This is a genomic window from Gilliamella sp. Nev3-1, from assembly GCF_001690435.1.
GTDB classification, from domain to species: domain Bacteria; phylum Pseudomonadota; class Gammaproteobacteria; order Enterobacterales; family Orbaceae; genus Gilliamella; species Gilliamella apicola_C.
On sequence record NZ_LZHN01000040.1, the window covers coordinates 32,803 to 50,802 of the forward strand.

Below are 18,000 nucleotides of genomic sequence, written 5' to 3' on the forward strand. Positions count from 1 at the left end.
ATTTGTGAACTTTTTTATAAAGTGTTAATTAAGTGAAAATATTCTTTTTTTAAAGGACTTTTTCATTCAAATAAGATAAATTACTTAAACATTGGTGGAAAAATATTTTTGTATTTTAGTTATTATTATTTTTTAATAAAAGGCATAATTATGCGTTATAACGAACCACAAATGTTGACGTCAATTTTGACACAAGCCTCTTCTCTGTCTAAGATTCAAGATAGAACTAATGCATTATGCTCTTTAGCTAAAGTCATTTATGATTTATTGCCTTCACCATTGAATCAACAATGCCGAGTTGCTAACTATCGTCAAGGTATGTTGATTTTAGAGGTTAGTTCAGCTTGTTGGTTAACTAGATTGAAATATGAACAAAGCAATTTAATATCTGAAATACGAAAAAATATTTTACCATCCTTATCTTCTATTCAATATCAGATTAATCCAGATATTTCGGTGAGGTGGCCACAGAGCAATTATCACAGTGATAAGTCATCTTTAGCTTCAAGCGCAATGACACAAAAAAGCGCAATGTTTTTATCTGCATTAGCAGAAAATGCACCAGACAAGTTAAAAAAACAATTGATAAAACTTGCTAACCATGCAAAATAAGCGCTGATAATTAGTTTTCAATTTTATAAAATTATATATCTTAAAGATATAAGGAGTGAATAATGGATAAAGATATGCTTACTTATCTTATAATTGGATTAGTAATTGGTTTTATTATTGGTTTTATTTTTGTAAATGTTATTAGCCCTAAGGCTCGTAAATATACCAAAGTTAAACATGAGCTAGAACAAGCAAAAGATGAATTAATAGCACAAAAACAAATGATTGCTAAACATTTTTCTCATAGTGCTGAGATATTGGATAGTATGGCTAACGATTTTCGCCGTCTTTATCAACATATGGCTGAAAGCTCTGGTCAATTTATTGATAGTGATAACGTTTCATCTTTGGATTTTGATTCTAGTTCTAATCCCCATGAAACAAAAGAAATTACGCTTGATAAGCAACCTAGAGATTATTCGGATAATTCATCTGGTTTATTTAAAACAGATGAAAATAAATCTTAACAATTATAGTTTAATACGCCGTTAATTAATGGCAAAGCATTTTTATAGAGATTAATTTTTGTAAAAGCGAGAGTTATAAGATGATTAATTCATTAAAAGATCGAAAAAAATTGCTAAGTATTTTAGCTTTAAGTTTAGGACTAAGTTTATCTACACTTCCGAATGCTTATGCTTCTTTTCCTTCTATGACAACTGCGAACAATGCTCAGCTTCCCAGTTTAGCGCCTATGCTAGAAACGGTATTGCCTTCCGTTGTTAGTATCAAAGTAGAAGGCACTACTCAAATGCAAAATAATATGCCAGAGGAATTTAGGCGATTTTTTGGTTATCCTGATAGTCAATCAAGATCTTTTACAGGTTTAGGATCAGGTGTGATTATTGATTCTGAAAAAGGTTATGTTGTTACCAATAATCATGTTATTGATGGTGCCGATAAAATTACGGTTGCTCTAAATGATGGACATGAATTTAAAGCGAAATTAATTGGCAAAGATCCGCAAAGTGATATTGCATTACTTAAAATCGATGATGCAAAAAAATTAACGGCAATTAAATTGGCGGATTCGGATAATTTGCGTGTTGGCGATTACGCTGTTGCGATTGGTAATCCATTTGGCATTGGTCAAACGGTTACTTCTGGGATTATTTCAGCTTTGGCTCGCAGTGGGCTTAATATGAATGGTTTCGAAAATTTTATCCAAACAGATGCTTCAATTAACCAAGGGAACTCTGGAGGCGCACTTATTAATTTAAATGGTGAGCTTGTTGGTATTAATACGGCGATTATTGCACCAAACGGTGGGAATGTGGGTATCGGGTTTGCTATTCCTAGTAATATGGTGAAAAGCTTAACTTCGCAACTTATTGAATTTGGTGAAGTCAAACGTGGCGTGTTAGGCATCAAAGGGAATGAGCTAACATCAGATATAGCAAAAGCATTTGATGTTGATGTTCAAAAGGGTGCTTTTGTTAGTGAAGTTATTGAAAATTCAGCAGCGCAGGCTGCAGGAATTAAATCTGGCGATATCATTATTTCGATGGACAGTAAACCCATTGATAGTTTTGCTCAATTACGTGCAAAGATTGCAACAACAGGCGCAGGGCGAACTGTAACATTAGGCTTAATTCGAGATGGTAAAAAAATGTCTGTTGAGGTAAAACTCAAAAACAGTGATGAGGCAGTAACCGAAGCAAAATCACTTCATACAGCTCTTGATGGTGCAACACTTAGTAATGGGGAAATTAAAGGGCAAAAAGGCGTTTTAATAGAAAAACTCATTAAAAACTCGCCAGCATCTCGACTTAGTTTGCAAGAAGGAGATCTTATTACTGGGGTTAATAAAGAAAGAGTAACTAACATTGCAGATCTTCGAAAAATTATTGATAGTAGCCCATCTGTAATTGCATTAAATATTATTCGTGGCAATAGCCGCTTATATTTGATTTTACGGTAATTATTTTGCTTTATTTCATCGATGTTTAGGCATCGATGAAAACATCATTTTAACCCTTATATAGATATGTTAAAATTCTAACCATTGTTCCCTCTATCATTCTGATTCCAATGCTCAAGAAAATTCTATGGTCAATATTAATTGGAACTATTTTCGCTATTATCTTATTGATTGTTTTTCCTACGTTACGAAATGGAAATCAAGTAAATTTTTCAGGATCAATTTTTAGCGATGGTCCACTAAGCTATTCTAGAGCTGTCAACGTTGCTGCTCCAGCTGTCGTTAACATTTATAGTCGTTCGATTAATTCTGTTTCCCAAACATCTCAAGATAGCCCAATTACTCCGCTTGGCTCTGGAGTAATTATGAGTAAACAGGGATATATTATTACTAACTATCACGTTGTTGAGGATGCAGAACAAATTATTGTTGCACTACAAGATGGACGAATTTTCGAGGCTTTATCAGTAGGCTCTGATAAGCTTGTTGATATTGCTGTATTAAAAATAGCTGCCTCTAATATTCCAACTATACTCATTAATCCCCAGCGTGAGCCCAAAATTGGAGATGTTGTGTTAGCTATAGGCAATCCTTACAATATAGGGCAAACTATAACACAAGGTATTATTAGTGCTACAGGTCGTGATGGGTTAAGCCCGTATAGAAGACAGAATTTTATACAAACTGATGCATCAATTAATCATGGTAATTCTGGAGGAGCGCTAGTTAATACCAAAGGTGAATTAATGGGAATTAATACCCTCACCTTTGCAAAAAACCTAGGTAATGATATTCCTGAGGGTATTGGATTTGCAATTCCAGCTTCTTTAGCTGTAAAGATCATGAATAAATTGATTCAGGATGGCAAAATTATTCGCGGTTATATAGGTATTGATGGATTAGAATTTGCTCCAACGCAAAACCCAAGTGATATGCCAATAGTATTAGGTATTTTAGTTACCAATACAGAAGGTCCTTCGTTGCAAGCAGGTGTTCTAGCTAATGATATCTTAATTATGGTAAATAATAAGCCAGTTAAATCTATTGTGGAAACAATGGATCAAATCGCTGAGTTGAAACCAGGAACGATTGTCCCCATTATAGTTTTGCGAAATGGTGAAAAAATTGAACTGCAAGTCACAATAGGTCAGCTATCAGTCTGATTGTTTTTTTATGACTTGATTATAACGGCCATTGGTCGTATAATTCGCAACCTTATCATGTTTTTTAACACTTGTGTGGTGTATAAATTCTGCTTTATAGCCATTTATATAGCGACACAAACAGACTACAGAGGTTTATTATGAAAGAAGGTATCCATCCAGAATATACTGCAATTAGCGCAACTTGCTCTTGTGGTAACGTTATTAAAACGCATTCGACTATTGGTCATGATATTCATCTTGACGTATGTGGTGAGTGTCATCCATTCTATACTGGTAAACAACGCGATGTTGCAACTGGTGGACGTGTAGATAAATTCAAGCAACGTTTTGCTATGGTTGGCGGTAAAAAATAATTTTATAACGCTTAGTAAACAAAAGGCGCATAATGCGCCTTTTGTTGTTTTTGAATATTGATTATTTTAAGTATTGTTGATTATTTAGTTGGCACTTACTCATCAAGTAAGTTAGGATCAATACCTAAATCTCGCATCATTTTCTGAGCTTGTTCAGGAATACCGTCTTCACGATCTTTTTGTAAATCATCATCGCAAGGTAATGGTTGGCCAGTATAAGCATGAAGAAAAGCTTCACATAATAATTCGCTATTTGTTGCATGACGTAAATTATTAACTTGTCGGCGGGTGCGCTCATCAGTCAATATTTTTAATACTTTTAACGGAATCGACACTGTGATTTTTTTTACTTGCTCGCTTTTTTTGCCATGCTCTGCATAGGGGCTGATATACTCGCCATTCCATTCCATAATATTTTCACCAAATTACATCATAAATAATGTGGGTAATTTTAACGTTTTTTTGATTTTGCTGCAATCTACACACCAAGATAGTTAGACGTCTAGACATGTTGACGTCTTTTTAGAATGTGTTATTCTTATACAATCGATTCTTGAGCTAAACAAAGTGCTATTTAGAGGAAGGTTATTATGGCTAATCAATTTAACAAATTAAGCCAAGGAACCATTGCTGTTCGTGGTGGACTCAATACTGATGAGCAATATGGCAGTGTCGTACCAGTTATCACTCCATCTACTTGTTATCGTTATGAAGAATTTGCTAAGCCAAGAGAGTTTGACTATGCAAGGAAAGCAAATCCGAGCCGTCGCTTAGTCGAGCAAACCGTTGCAAAATTAGAAGGTGGCGCAGATGCTATTTTAACTAACTGCGGTATGTCTGCCATCCACCTTGTTAGTGTTGCCTTATTAACACCAAACGATGTAGTTGTTGCTCCTCATGATTGTTATGGTGGCAGCTATCGGCTTTTTAATAGTTTAAGCCAAAAAGGCTACTTTAAAGTAAAATTCGTTGATCAATCTGACCCAGCCGCATTGCAAGAAGCATTGAGTTTACATCCTAAATTAGTATTAATTGAAACGCCAAGCAATCCCTTGCTCCGAGTTGTAGATATTAAAGAAATTGCGCAGCAAGCACATAACATTGGCGCTTTGGTTTTAGTCGATAATACCTTTATGACGCCTATTTTGCAAAAACCATTAGAGCTTGGTGCTGATATGGTTACCCATTCTTGTACCAAATTTTTAAACGGGCATTCGGATTTACTCGCTGGCATTTTAGTTTTCAAAGATCAACAACTCGCTACAGAAGTATTATGGTGGGCAAATAATATTGGTACGCTTACTTCATCATTTGATAGTTATCTGTTATTGCGTGGATTACGGACTCTTGCTGCTCGAGTTAATTTGCAACAAAAAAATGCCCAAAAAGTTGTTGAGTTTCTTGTTAATCACCCAAAAATAGCAAAAGTTTTTCATCCCTCTTTACCATCTAATCTTGGGCATAATATTGCTAAAGAACAACAAAAGGGGTTTGGTTCGTTACTAAGTTTTGAATTGGCTGGTGATGCCGATGTAATGCCGAAATTTTTAAAAGCGCTTAAAATTATTACATTAGCTCAATCACTTGGTGGCGTTGAAAGCCTTGTCTGCCACCCTGCAACAATGACACATTCAGGTATTAGTGCTGAAGCACGAAAAACAGCGGGTATTTCAGATCAGCTATTACGTATTTCAGTTGGTTTAGAAGATATTACTGATTTACTGGCTGATTTACAGCAAGCACTTGAAACAATTTAATTAAATTTTTAGATTAAAAAAGGATTGATGACATAATGCTGTAATGTTATTTCATCAATCCATTATTTGCAATTTTGTTAAAGTAATGTTTTATTTTTTTTGAAATTTTCTATCTTCTTTTTTATCTCGGTAAAAATTTCATCGATTGAATGCCGTTTAGCTCTACCACAAATTTTTGCCTCTTCATTGCAGACCAAACATTGTCTTGGTTGATTTTCGAATTGTGAACGTGACAGGCTATTTTGTGTAACAATGTCAATAACATCAATATCCCACAAACGCCCTAAGGGATGATTATTTTCAACTTCAATACAATATTTTTTAAGGGTTTTAGCTGAACATTTAATTGCTATAATTGCTTCTGAACCAGTGATGTAATGAAAATGATCTTCATTGATTATTGTTATATCGTTTTGTAAAAAACAGTGATGTAAAGCTGTAATTGCTTCGTCAAAAAGATAACGGGCTCCGCTACTGTTTTTTATTGGACCAGGAATAACTATGCTTAATGATATGATCGGATATTTATAGCATGTCATTGCATTCTTTTGGTTTTCAACTCGCTTTTCCTTGGCTAGTAGCATTTGCTCAAGGGTAATAGGAGTGCCATCATCGAATTTAATTTGCATTTTTTTCATTGGATAGAAAAAGTAATAGCATGACACTTTTACATGTCAGGCTATTACTATATTAATAAAGATTAAAATTAATCTTTAACTTCACGCACGACATCAATAACTGAACCGTCGCGGAAATGGACAATACCAACAATTTTATCTTTAAACTCGATTGGTTTTGGCTCACCAGTTAAAGATACAGCACGTTGATAAAGCTCTTCAATGCTCATAATTGGTAAATTAGCTGCTTTTAAACGTTCAGCAATTTCTGGACGATTAGGATTAACTGCAATACCATGGTCAGTTACTAGCACGTCAACGCTTTCACCAGGAGTAACTAATGTTGTTACCTTTTTAATTACCGTTGGAATACGGCTACGAATAAGTGGAGCAACAACAATTGTTAAGTTGGCACCAGCAGCAGTATCACAGTGACCGCCAGACGCACCACGCATAACGCCGTCAGAACCCGTTAATACGTTGACATTGTAATTAAGGTCAATTTCTAAAGCACTTAAAATAACAATATCAAGTTCATCAACGCTCGCCCCTTTTGATGCCGGATTCGCATAAACGTTGGTTGATACTTCAATATGATCTTTATTTTTACCTAAAGATTGTCCAGCTGTGCCATCAAAGCTTTGAGTGTCTAATAAACGTTTAACTAATCCTTTTTCATGAAGATCAACAATACTTGCGGTAATACCACCTAATGCAAATGATGCAGTGATATTTTTCGCACGCATACGATTTTCAAGGAAACGCGTTGCCGCAGTTGACGATGCACCCGAACCAGTTTGAATTGAAAAACCATCTTTGAAATAGCCTGAATGTTCAATAACATCAGCTGCATAACGAGCGATCATCAGTTCGCGTGGATTGCTAGTGATACGCGCTGCACCCACACTGATTTTAGTTGGATCACCCACCTCATCAACTTTAACGATATAGTCAACTTGATCTTGGCGAATACTTGCTGGATGGTTAGGATATCCAACAATATCTTCAGTCAGTAGTACCACTTTTTTAGCAAATTGTGCATCAACCATCGCATAACCAAGAGCACCACATTGTGATTTGCCTGATACACCATTAGCATTACCTTGCTCATCCGCTGTCGATACAGCTAAAAATGCGATATCAATATTAATTTCACCGCTTTGGATAAGTTTTACACGCCCGCCATGAGAATGGATATGGACAGGATTTTCCATTAAACCATGAGAAATCGCATCGGCTAATTTACCGCGTAAACCAGAGGTATAAATTTTAGTAACCACACCTGACTCTATATGAGGAATAAGTGCAGCATTACAGCTTAATAGTGAGCTTGATGCTAATGTTAAATTTTTAATCCCTAATTTGCTAATAGTTTCAACTACTTTGTTGATAACTTTATCGCCTTCACGAAATGCATGATGGAAAGAAATGGTCATACCATCACGTAATTCACATTTTTTGATTGCTTGTTCAATAGAGTCACACAATTTACGCGTATATTTAGATTCATCTTTTAAATATGGAGTCGTGGCATTAGCGTCAATAAATGGCGTGATATTCTTGAGATCAGGGTGCTGTTTAAGCAAATCATCAATTTTTTTATTTATGGAAGTAGTCATTTTTCAATCCTATCAAATTTCTTTACGTACACCAGAATACTTGGCTAGCTCAATAACTTTTCTAGCACGAGCAATAATCGGTGCATCAATCATTTTGCCGTTTAGAGAGATAACGCCAAGACCTTTTCTTTCACCTTCTTCTGCTGCTTCAACCACTTTTTGGGCGTGTTCAACTTCAGCTGCTGTTGGCGCATATGCGTTATGTAGTAACTCAATTTGTCTTGGATTAATCAGTGATTTACCGTTATAACCTAATTTTTTGATTAGGCTGACTTCTTTTAAGAAACCTTCATCATCATTAACATTAGAATAAACCACATCAAAAGCATCAATTTTGGCTACACGCGCTGCATGTAGTACTGCACAACGAGCATAGAATAACTCTGTTCCATCACCTCGCTCAGTTTGCATGTCAACAAGATAATCAAATGCCGCTAACGCAATACCAATTAAACGTGGAGAAGCTTTAGCAATAGAAACAGCATTAACTACACCTTGAGCCGATTCAATTGCAGCCATTAATTTGGTGCTACCAACTTCGCGTCCACACTCTTTTTCGATTCTTTCAACGTGTGCTTCTAACTCATGGATATCTTCGGCACAGTTAGTCATTGGTAAGCGCACAACGTCAACGCCAGCTCTTACTACTGCCTCAAGGTCTTTTAAGCCAAATGGAGTATCAAGTGCATTGATTCGAACTACTGTTTCAATTCCGTGTTCTTTATACACAGGAAGCAGTAATGTTTGGGCAACTAATAAACGAGCTGAATCTTTTTCTTTAATTGAAACGGCGTCTTCAAGATCAAACATAATTGAATCAGGTTTATAAACAAACGAAGTCGACAACATGGCAGCGTTTGCACCTGGAAGAAATAGCATACTTCGACGTAATTTTTTCATAGTAATTTACTCCAATCTAAGTTTTCTTCTTCTGCGCCACGTAATACCGCACATTGAATTCTTGCTTTAATAGCACAATCCAGTGCACCTTTATCATCGATAATGATTAAACCATCAGTGACATTAAGCTCATTTAAAGTTTGTTCAACAACCGCGCGGATTTGATCGCCAAATTGTTTATTAACATCACTATTAATAACAATTTCAATTCCCGCGTTTGGCATGACTTTGACTAACAAATCACTTGATTCAAGAGTCCCTGCCATGGCTTCTTTTTGTATTTTCATTTTTTTACCTTTTAAAACGTATTAAATTTTAAATTTATCCAAATTAGCTGAAAGGTAATCCCAAGTAGTAGATGGAACTAGTTTTTTTACCTCTTCATATTGCACTGATGCCAATAATTTTCTTACTAATGAAGCTGATACAATAGTGTCACCTTCGGCTATTCGTTGAACTTCAACAAAAGTAATTGCTGAGTGGTTACTAACTGCTTTATCTTCAAGCCAATAAGCCATTGCTTCATTATAAGCCTTAGTTACTTCGTCATAGGGTTCAGTTCCAACAAATCGATAGTTAATATTAAGTGCTGGAGCAATATAATTTCGAAATATAAGCAGATCGATACCCATATAGGCCTGATCGATTTTTGTCTTATCTTTTAGAAAATAAGTTGGAAATGTTGCTCTTGAGATAATATAAGGAGAACTTGCATGCACCGTAACATTTTTTATCTGTTTAGTACCATCTTTAACTAACTTCAAACGTGTATCAAATGAAAATAGCGATGCATTTTCATTGACGACAAAAACATGCAACCAATCACATTGACTTGCAGCATATTGAATAAGATATTGATGGCCTTTAGTGAAAGGATTAGCATTCATAACAATGCTACCGATTTTGCTCCCTTCTTTTTGTTGCGTGCTTAGCTGTTTACAATATTGTCTTATTCCAACTGGATTGTTTTCCATTAGGACAACAAGATCTGTTATTTCAACAATAGGATAAAACCCACATCCTTTAAAGAAATCTATATTTTCAGGTTTTGTATACAAAAAAAGATGGAAATAGCCGTTTTCATTGGCATATTTTATTGCATGATCCATCAAGGTTAGATTTAGTTGATTGCCACGATAATTAGGATCAATAGCAACACATTTAATAATATTGCGATCAATACCTGCACAAGCAATAATTTGTTCATTGATTTTAGCTACCATAAAAACAGTAACTTGTGAATCCAGATCAAGATCAGAGCAAGATAACAACTGTTTAATTTCTTGATAATCTTGTTCCGCTTTAGAAATATCAACAACGGCATAATCAACTAAATCGTACATAAATTTACCTCTATTCAGCTACTACATAATTAGTTAGTCGACCAATTCCTGTAATTTCGACTTCAATTGTATCGCCATCTTTCATAAATACTGGAGGATTACGTTTTTTACCAACTCCACCAGGTGATCCAGTAAGAATAACATCACCCGGAGATAAATGGGTAAAAGCACTAATATAAGAAATTAATTCAGGCACAGTATGCACAAGATTTCTAACTGAATCATGTTGCATTTGCTCGCCATTTAAATAAGTAGTTAAAGATAATACTTTTGGATCAGGAATTTCATCGCTTGTTGTAATACATGGACCGAAAGCACCAGTGCTAGGCCAGTTTTTACCTGCGGTAAACCAAGTATATTGCCAATCGCGAATAGAACCATCCATATAACAGCTATAGCCAGCTACATATGATAACGCATCTTCTTGCTTAATGCGAAAACCCGCTTTACCTATAATAATAGCTAATTCTCCTTCATAATCCAACTCATTAGTAATAGCTGGTTTAATAATGTTGGTTTTATGACCTGTTTGAGAATCAGGGAAACGAACAAAAAGCGTTGGTGCTGAACTGGTTTCATTAAATTCTGCTCGTTTTTCGGCATAGTTCATACCAACACACAAGATTTTATTTGGATTTGGAATAACGGGTAAATAAGTAATGTCTTGTTCATCAATGTCACTTGGGGCATTAAGGTAGGTTTTGGCAATAGATAGTCCTTCTTTATCGGCAAGTAGTGATTTTAAATCGGCATATTTATCACCTAATTTTTGCTTTAAATCAACAATACCGTTGTGAGTAAGAAGACCAAAACTTGCTCTACCAGAGACAAGATAACTGACAAGCTTCATGAAAACTCCTTAAAAGCTATTTTGTTAATTGTAAATATTAAATAAAAATGAACAACCTTAGTATAAACCAAGGTTGTTTTTTAATATGTAAAATCTATACTAAGAAATTGCCGAGAATAAGTAATGATACTGATACATTAATTGCACCACCAATACGAGTTGCAATTTGTGCAAACGGCATAAGTTCCATACGTTCTGCAGCAGTTAAGATTGCCACGTCACCCGTTCCACCTTGACCACTTTGACAACAAGAAATAACAGCAGCATCAACAGGATACATACCAAGTTTTTTAGCAACAAAGAAACCAGTGGTAACTAGGCTAACAACAGTACAAACAATAACAATTAAGTTTGTAATAGTGAAAGCTGCAACAATTTTATCCCATGGTGTAATTGCCACACCTACCGCAAATAAAATTGGATAGGTAACTGAGGTTTGGAAAAATTTGTAAACAACTTGTGAACCACTTAATACTTTAGGCGAAACACCAGAAATTAGTTTAACAAAAACTGCAGCAAATAACATTCCTACTGGTGCAGGAATGCCCGTTACTTTATGCCCAATCATACCAACCATATAAAGGATAGCGGCTAACAATACACCTGAAGCAAAGGTTGTTACATCAATAATAGATTCAGTTTTAGTAGCTTTTTTATCCATAACTTCATCATCTGCAGATGCTGGCAATAATCGACCGTTACCTGTTAAGTGTGGATAAGCTTTACCGATGCGATTTAAAATACCGCCACAGATAATACCCGTTAAACCACCTAACATAACAATTGGTAATACGCGCCCAAGTGCTTCGCCTTGCTCCATACCTAAAATTGATGCATACCCAATTGAAAGTGGGATCGCTCCCTCACCAACACCGCCAGCCATAATAGGTAATACTAAGAAGAAAAATGTTTCAAATGGCGTTAAACCAAGTAAATAACCAACACCAACACCAACAAGCATACCAACAATTTCACCACAGACCATTGGGCCGAAGATTTTTAAGAAGCCTTGAATAAGGGTTTTCTTATCCATATTCATAATACTGCCCACAATGATACAACAAATATATAAATACAGAATATGGGTATCTTTATAGAATTTTGTTGTAGCTTCAACAACTGGCTTAGGAAGAATGCCATAATAAACTAACGCTGATGGAATAAAGGTTGCACAAATTGCTGCTGCACCCATTTTCCCAACGATTGGTAAGCGTTTACCGATTTCACCACATAAAAAACCAAAAAAAGCACAAGTCACTACCATGACAACAATTTCGCTAGGCAATTTACCAGTTACTAATACTTCACTAAAGATAAGGATGCCGGCAATAATAAATAATGGTAATGGAATGACACCAATTTTATAGTTGTCCATTAGGCGCCACCAATTATATGGCCAACCTGTTAGCCTTTCTTCAAAGGACTTACTCGTTGATTCTTTTTGATTACGTTTATTTTCAAGTGACTTAAAATCCGCCATTTATTTTTTTCTCCAAAATGATTTTACTTATTCAAATTTAATGGGCGTATCTTTACAAAAAATTAATAATTTTTTTGTGATATAAATCATAAATTAACTGTGGTTTTTATGGTTTTAACGGCTATATGTTTTTTAATGCTATGTTAGAATTGTTTTAATTTAATTTGAGAAGCAAATGTAAAATGCGAAAACAAATTCAGTTATCGTTTACAAAAAAACTTTTTTTATCGCTGCTGTTTTTTTCGTTGATTGTGCTTGCGTTATTACAGAGCTATATTTGGAATACGATAGAAACTAATTTATATCGTAGCCTGGGCGAAAAAGCTCAAATCCAAGCAAAAGAGCTATCTGTTTTACCAAGTTTAATTCAATATGTCAAAGATAAAGATACTTCAAAAATAGCTGATCTTATCATAGATATATTTGAACAAAGTGATGCTAGCTATATTGTTATTGGTGATGCAAAGGCTAATCGTCTATTCCATACGGCTAATAGCCCTTTACACTCGCCTATGATTGGTGGCGATAATAAGGAGGTTCTTAGTGGTAATAGTAGCATTACAATTAGTGAGGGTTCTCTTGGCTTAGCATTAAGAGGTAAAGCGCCGATCGTTGATAACGGTAAAATTATAGGTATTGTTTCAGTCGGTTATATGATTGATGATATTAATGCATTGCATATACAACAAGTTATACCATTTATTATTTGTTGTTCGTTATTGTTTTTAGCGTTATTTATTTTTTCTTATTTTTTTTCAAAAGCAATAAAAAAACAGATGTTTAATTTAGAGCCTAAAGCAATTGCATTACTGGTAAAAAGCCAAAAATCGATTATGGAATCTATTTTTGAAGGTGTTATTGCAATCGATCTGAGTTATAACATTATCAATATTAATCAATCAGCTCGCACTATGTTGGATATTAAAATCAGTGATGATGAGCTACATAAACATAATTTAAGCGAGTTTATTCAATCAACCGATTTTATTTTTAGAAATGAAAGTCAAACAGAAGACATACACGATCATATTTGTTATTTCAATAATATTATCGTGATTGCGAACAAAGTTCGCGTGGTGATCGATGATAAAATTCAAGGTTGGGTTATTACTTTCCGTAACTTTGACGATATTAATATATTAAGTATGCAATTAACACAAGTGAAGCAGTATGTTGATAATTTACGTGCATTAAGGCATGAGCATCTTAATTGGTTGGCAACATTATCTGGTTTAATTTATATGAAACGGTATGAAGAAGCTCAATCTTTTATTGCATTACATTCTGCAGATAATCAAAGCAATCTAGATTTTATTACGGAGCATTTTAAGGTTCCAGCTGTATGTGGTTTATTAATCGGTAAATATTCAAAAGCGCATGAGCTAGGCTTAAATTTAATATTTGATCCTGCATGCCAATTAAGTGAATTACCCTTACTTATGGCTGAAACAGAATTTATGTCAATTTTAGGTAACTTGCTTGATAATGCTTTTAATGCGAGTTTGAAAAATGATCTTGGAGATAAAACAATTTATTTATATCTTAGTGATGCAACAGACGAAATTGTATTAGAAGTGACTGATCAAGGTTGTGGTGTTGATAAAAGTATTCGTAATTCAATTTTTGAACCCGGTGTCACATCACAAGAGGGTAAAGAACATGGTATTGGTTTACACCTTGTTTCAACTTACATAAAAAAAGCCAATGGTTATATTACGTTTGAAGATAATATTCCCTATGGAACCATTTTTTCTGTATTTATCCCTAAATAATAAAAGGTAATTATATGAACGAGTTTCAAGAAGATGTCATTAAAGTGCTTATTATCGAAGATGAGCCAATACTAGCTGAGTTAAATGCAGAATTTATTCAAAAAGATACAAGAGTTAAAGTCATAGGTATTGCTTCCAATCTAGAAGAAGCTAAAATCATGGTTGAAAGACTCAAACCAACATTGATTTTACTGGATAATTATTTGCCTGATGGCAAAGGAATTGAATTATTTGAATATATTATTAATAATCATTTAGATTGTTATGTAATTTTTATTACAGCAGCAAGTGATATGGAAACGTGTAGTAAAGCCATTCGTTACGGTGCTTTTGATTATTTGATTAAGCCAGTTTCTTACCAACGTTTAAAACATTCACTTGAACGTTTTGAACTCTTTTTGTATCGACAAAGCCTACAAAAACATGTCAACCAACGAAAAATTGATGAGCTTTTCAATTTACAAACAAAAGACTTTGTGAACATGAATCGACACTCAAAAGGTATTGAAGAAATCACTTTACAGAAAGTGAAAGACATTTTTATGCAGACCGATAACGTACTAACCGTTGATGAAATAGTTGAAAAAGCCAATATTAGTAAAACAACTGCCAGACGATACTTAGAGTATTGTGTTCAAATAAAATTATTAACGGTCGAGCTTAATCACGGCAAAATTGGTCGCCCAGAAAGGCTATATAAACGTTTAGGAAAATAGCTTTTTATCTGTCTCAGATAAAATATAACTTTGAAAATATACCTATTTGAGCTTTTGTTTAGTTGTTGGCACTAGTAACACAGGAAAAAACAGCTTTTATAGCACCCAAATGCCAATATATCTACCTTATTTTGGCGTTAGAATATGCGACAGCTAAGCAAGGTAGTACGCCAAACAAGGATGTTTGGAGCAGATGTTATCACCGATATTAATCATTCCATCAAACGCTAAAACATCCGTAACTACTACAACTAAACAACATTTCGGTTTGCTACAATCGAATTGTTTTATTAAAACTTAAATAAAATCAATGGTATAGCCGAGTGTTTTTAGAGAGAAAACCACACAACATCGTAAGGATAATATACTTGCCTTATCATAGTGTTAAAATGTGATGATAACTAAGCAAAGTTATTACACTAAATAGGATGGGCTGAAATGTAGGCGTAGATATTAATAATTCCACCAAATCTCAAAATGACCGAAACATAACACCATATTTTAATTAAAAAATTCACCTATCTCTAAAACTGAATCGTTTTCATCTTTACATTTCTTTACAAAAAAGCCCGCCAAAAAGCTAGCCAACTATTTTTTTAATGGCTATACTGCTAATGCTATAGGAAAATAAGCGAATAATTATAAAAAATCTAAATAAACAAAATATTACTTGACGCGAGGAACGTAATGCAGTATCATTTTTGGCACAAGGCACAAGGCACAAGGCACAAGGCACAAGGCAAGTCTACGTCTTAAATTTATCTAATAACCCTATTCGACGAGTTTTCGCACGGAACTCATTTATATCTTCGAAATTATCCATAAAATTATTTTCAAAAATTCCATTGGCATTAGCGCTATTATTGTTATTGCCGTACTCCTTAGAATCGCAGGCCTTATCGGCTACTACTTCTGATCGCATTCACGGTACTGCGCCTTATTTAACTTTTGATGGCGGTGTTACTAAAGTGACTAAAACAGATGACTTATTAACTATTAAATTATCAGATGGACGAACATTCACACCGCAAAATAATCCTTCATCACCGACAGTGCCAATTGAGTTACCTAACATAGGGGATACTTTGGCTAATATCGATATGATAGCCCAACCAGCTGATTCAGTGAGCTTAAATGATTTGGTGGCACAAGGTAAATGGGGCGATGATGATGGTGATAATCAGGTAACGGCAATGGGGCATATATCGGTATCATTTGCGGATAAAAATAGTAATACCATTAGTCGTCGTGATGCATTAGATATTTGTAAGGCACCTTATAAGATAACATTAAGTAGTACTGTAGGTAGTTTAGCAACGCAGTATGGCGTGCCAAAAAGTAGTACTTTCAGTGAAGGTACCGCGGTGTATTATATCACTCCGCCGTCACAACCAGTTATTTGTTCGGTCAGGCCGAATTTGCTATATGGTGGTACGACTGGCATCGATTCTAACGACAATCCTATATTCGCTGGCCCATCTAGCATATGGAGTCCTATTAAGGGTTTTCTAACTCAATCTACAAGTTCATCATCTTACGATTTAAATTTCCCAACTACAGGTGCGCATAATTTATATTTTGATTTACTCATAAGTGGAGTAGATATAAATGAATTGAAATGGGAACCAGTCACGCATGAGGGAATTACTGCAACAGTGACAAATGTTGTACCTAATGATAGATGGATTCCTAATTTGGATAAGGGAAAAGCCGTAGCTCGAGTTAAACTAACAGGCCCAGAGGCAAGAAATCAATGGAGCAATCCTAATCCTAATCGAATAGCTAAGCCAAGGTTACCGAAGACCTTTGAGTTAGTGGGAAAGGATCGTAGTAATAATGTAGTGGTGAGGTATGGATTTGTGTTAAAGCAGTGGTTTGTTAACCGAGGAGGTAAATACGATACAGCCCCAGCTCAAACAACATGGTGTAGTCGTTTGGGGTATCGTCTTTCGCAGATAAGAGATTTAACCAATGCAGTCAGAACAGCTAGTGTTCCTATTTCTGGCGCCACGCCGTCTTCAGCTGATAATAATTACCAGCGTCGAATTGGAGCTGGATTTTTCACAGAGTGGGGCTACATGTCGCATTATGCTGATGCGGACTTCGCCTACAGTACCCACTCCCACTATGGTTACTGGATGAGTAATGCCATATCTAACCGTCAGTTCTATATCTACTCGGACACTGGCTACGTCAATAGCAATAACATAGGAGCCACCTTCGGCTATTATGCTGTTTGCACCGCACCTTAGTTTTTTTAGTTCTTAATCCTTAGGGCACGGGGGCGCTTCTGGTGCAAATAGAGGCAATCTAACAAAGAACCCAGCCCCTGCTCAGTTGGGCGCTGAACAGGTATGACTGCGACCTTGCGCTTTAATGACTGAAAGTCAAAAAAACGCTCCCGTTCGACGACGCACAGGCATGGTTGGCATTAAAAGGGTAAATTTTAAAGGTATTTTGTTTGGTAAGGTTTCGGATGTTGATACTAGTATTATTTATTTTCCCAAAGGTTAAAACGTTCGAGCTTAACCGTATCCATATAGACTTTACTTAAATATAAAATCCCAAAAAAACGAACTATAAGTATCTAATTTTATTAAAAATCATAAAAAATTCAATAAAATTAATTAAATGTCTAACTGTTTTATAGAAAAACATTCCAATTTTTCATAACATCTAAAGGTGAAGATAGTCATTAATCTGGCATTAGAATTAGCCCAGAGCTGATAAAGGGCTGTTGCAAAAACAGTTAGATATAATTTTGATTTTATTTGTATTAAAAAAAACAAATAACTTATAATTAGTTATTTCCATAAATGATTATTTATTATAATTAAACTTGACAAAGCATAAACAACTTTTGATAATAATGCCGTTTTTTAACCTGAATTTTT

General features: G+C 35.0%; 17 protein-coding genes and 1 pseudogene. 10 read left to right on the forward strand and 8 right to left on the reverse strand.

Annotation, left to right across the window (positions count from 1 at the left end):
• Positions 1-150 precede the first annotated feature (150 nt).
• From A9G40_RS06565 to rpmE, 5 genes are all read left to right on the forward strand, one after another.
• Complete coding sequence (locus A9G40_RS06565) at positions 151-612, forward strand: DUF721 domain-containing protein (RefSeq protein WP_065582393.1); 462 nt, start codon at positions 151-153, stop codon at positions 610-612.
• 62 nt (positions 613-674) lie between these two features.
• Positions 675-1,079 carry a YhcB family protein gene (locus tag A9G40_RS06570; RefSeq protein ID WP_065582394.1) on the forward strand — a complete coding sequence of 135 codons (405 nt, stop codon included), beginning with the start codon at positions 675-677 and terminating at the stop codon, positions 1,077-1,079.
• 80 nt (positions 1,080-1,159) lie between these two features.
• Complete coding sequence (locus A9G40_RS06575) at positions 1,160-2,533, forward strand: Do family serine endopeptidase (protein ID WP_065582395.1); 1,374 nt, start codon at positions 1,160-1,162, stop codon at positions 2,531-2,533.
• 110 nt (positions 2,534-2,643) lie between these two features.
• A complete protein-coding gene (gene degS, locus A9G40_RS06580) occupies positions 2,644-3,696 on the forward strand; it encodes an outer membrane-stress sensor serine endopeptidase DegS (RefSeq protein WP_065582396.1) in 1,053 nt (350 codons plus the stop codon).
• 140 nt (positions 3,697-3,836) lie between these two features.
• A complete protein-coding gene (rpmE, locus tag A9G40_RS06585; protein ID WP_065567636.1) occupies positions 3,837-4,052 on the forward strand; it encodes a 50S ribosomal protein L31 in 216 nt (71 codons plus the stop codon).
• 95 nt (positions 4,053-4,147) lie between these two features.
• Here rpmE and metJ read toward each other — a convergent pair whose 3' ends face one another.
• Positions 4,148-4,465: a met regulon transcriptional regulator MetJ gene (gene metJ, locus A9G40_RS06590; protein WP_065582397.1), complete on the reverse strand. Its 318-nt coding sequence runs from the start codon at positions 4,463-4,465 to the stop codon at positions 4,148-4,150.
• Between the two features lie 177 nt (positions 4,466-4,642).
• Between metJ and metB the strand changes: the two genes are divergently transcribed.
• Positions 4,643-5,809 (forward strand): cystathionine gamma-synthase, encoded by a 1,167-nt coding sequence (metB, locus tag A9G40_RS06595; protein ID WP_065582398.1) that lies wholly within the window; start codon positions 4,643-4,645, stop codon positions 5,807-5,809.
• Positions 5,810-5,886: 77 nt separating this feature from the next.
• On the opposite strand, the gene citX is transcribed toward metB, so the two are convergent.
• The 7 genes and pseudogenes from citX to A9G40_RS06630 all read right to left on the reverse strand — a co-directional run.
• A complete protein-coding gene (citX, locus tag A9G40_RS06600) occupies positions 5,887-6,438 on the reverse strand; it encodes a citrate lyase holo-[acyl-carrier protein] synthase (RefSeq protein WP_065582399.1) in 552 nt (183 codons plus the stop codon).
• 77 nt (positions 6,439-6,515) lie between these two features.
• On the reverse strand, positions 6,516-8,045 hold the full coding sequence (gene citF / locus A9G40_RS06605; protein ID WP_065582400.1) for a citrate lyase subunit alpha: 1,530 nt from the start codon (positions 8,043-8,045) through the stop codon (positions 6,516-6,518).
• A gap of 12 nt (positions 8,046-8,057) precedes the next feature.
• On the reverse strand, positions 8,058-8,945 hold the full coding sequence (citE, locus tag A9G40_RS06610) for a citrate (pro-3S)-lyase subunit beta (RefSeq protein WP_065567640.1): 888 nt from the start codon (positions 8,943-8,945) through the stop codon (positions 8,058-8,060).
• Positions 8,942-9,232 (reverse strand): citrate lyase acyl carrier protein, encoded by a 291-nt coding sequence (citD, locus tag A9G40_RS06615; protein ID WP_065582401.1) that lies wholly within the window; start codon positions 9,230-9,232, stop codon positions 8,942-8,944. The genes citE and citD overlap by 4 nt, the downstream gene beginning before the upstream one ends.
• Before the next feature lie 21 nt (positions 9,233-9,253).
• Entirely contained in the window at positions 9,254-10,288 is a 1,035-nt protein-coding gene (citC, locus tag A9G40_RS06620; RefSeq protein ID WP_065582402.1) for a [citrate (pro-3S)-lyase] ligase, read from the reverse strand.
• Between the two features lie 10 nt (positions 10,289-10,298).
• Entirely contained in the window at positions 10,299-11,138 is an 840-nt protein-coding gene (locus A9G40_RS06625; protein WP_065582403.1) for a fumarylacetoacetate hydrolase family protein, read from the reverse strand.
• Between the two features lie 94 nt (positions 11,139-11,232).
• Positions 11,233-12,525: pseudogene (locus A9G40_RS06630) on the reverse strand (2-hydroxycarboxylate transporter family protein); the annotation flags it as partial.
• 275 nt (positions 12,526-12,800) lie between these two features.
• On the opposite strand from A9G40_RS06630, the gene A9G40_RS06635 reads away from it, so the two are divergent.
• The 4 genes from A9G40_RS06635 (at position 12,801) to A9G40_RS14955 (ending at position 17,620) form a co-directional block, all read left to right on the forward strand.
• Positions 12,801-14,390 (forward strand): ATP-binding protein, encoded by a 1,590-nt coding sequence (locus tag A9G40_RS06635; RefSeq protein WP_065582404.1) that lies wholly within the window; start codon positions 12,801-12,803, stop codon positions 14,388-14,390.
• 14 nt (positions 14,391-14,404) lie between these two features.
• Positions 14,405-15,106 (forward strand): response regulator, encoded by a 702-nt coding sequence (locus tag A9G40_RS06640; RefSeq protein WP_065582405.1) that lies wholly within the window; start codon positions 14,405-14,407, stop codon positions 15,104-15,106.
• 701 nt (positions 15,107-15,807) lie between these two features.
• Entirely contained in the window at positions 15,808-17,358 is a 1,551-nt protein-coding gene (locus A9G40_RS06645) for a hypothetical protein (protein ID WP_065582406.1), read from the forward strand.
• 124 nt (positions 17,359-17,482) lie between these two features.
• Positions 17,483-17,620 (forward strand): hypothetical protein, encoded by a 138-nt coding sequence (locus tag A9G40_RS14955; protein ID WP_176700445.1) that lies wholly within the window; start codon positions 17,483-17,485, stop codon positions 17,618-17,620.
• Positions 17,621-18,000: the final 380 nt, after the last annotated feature.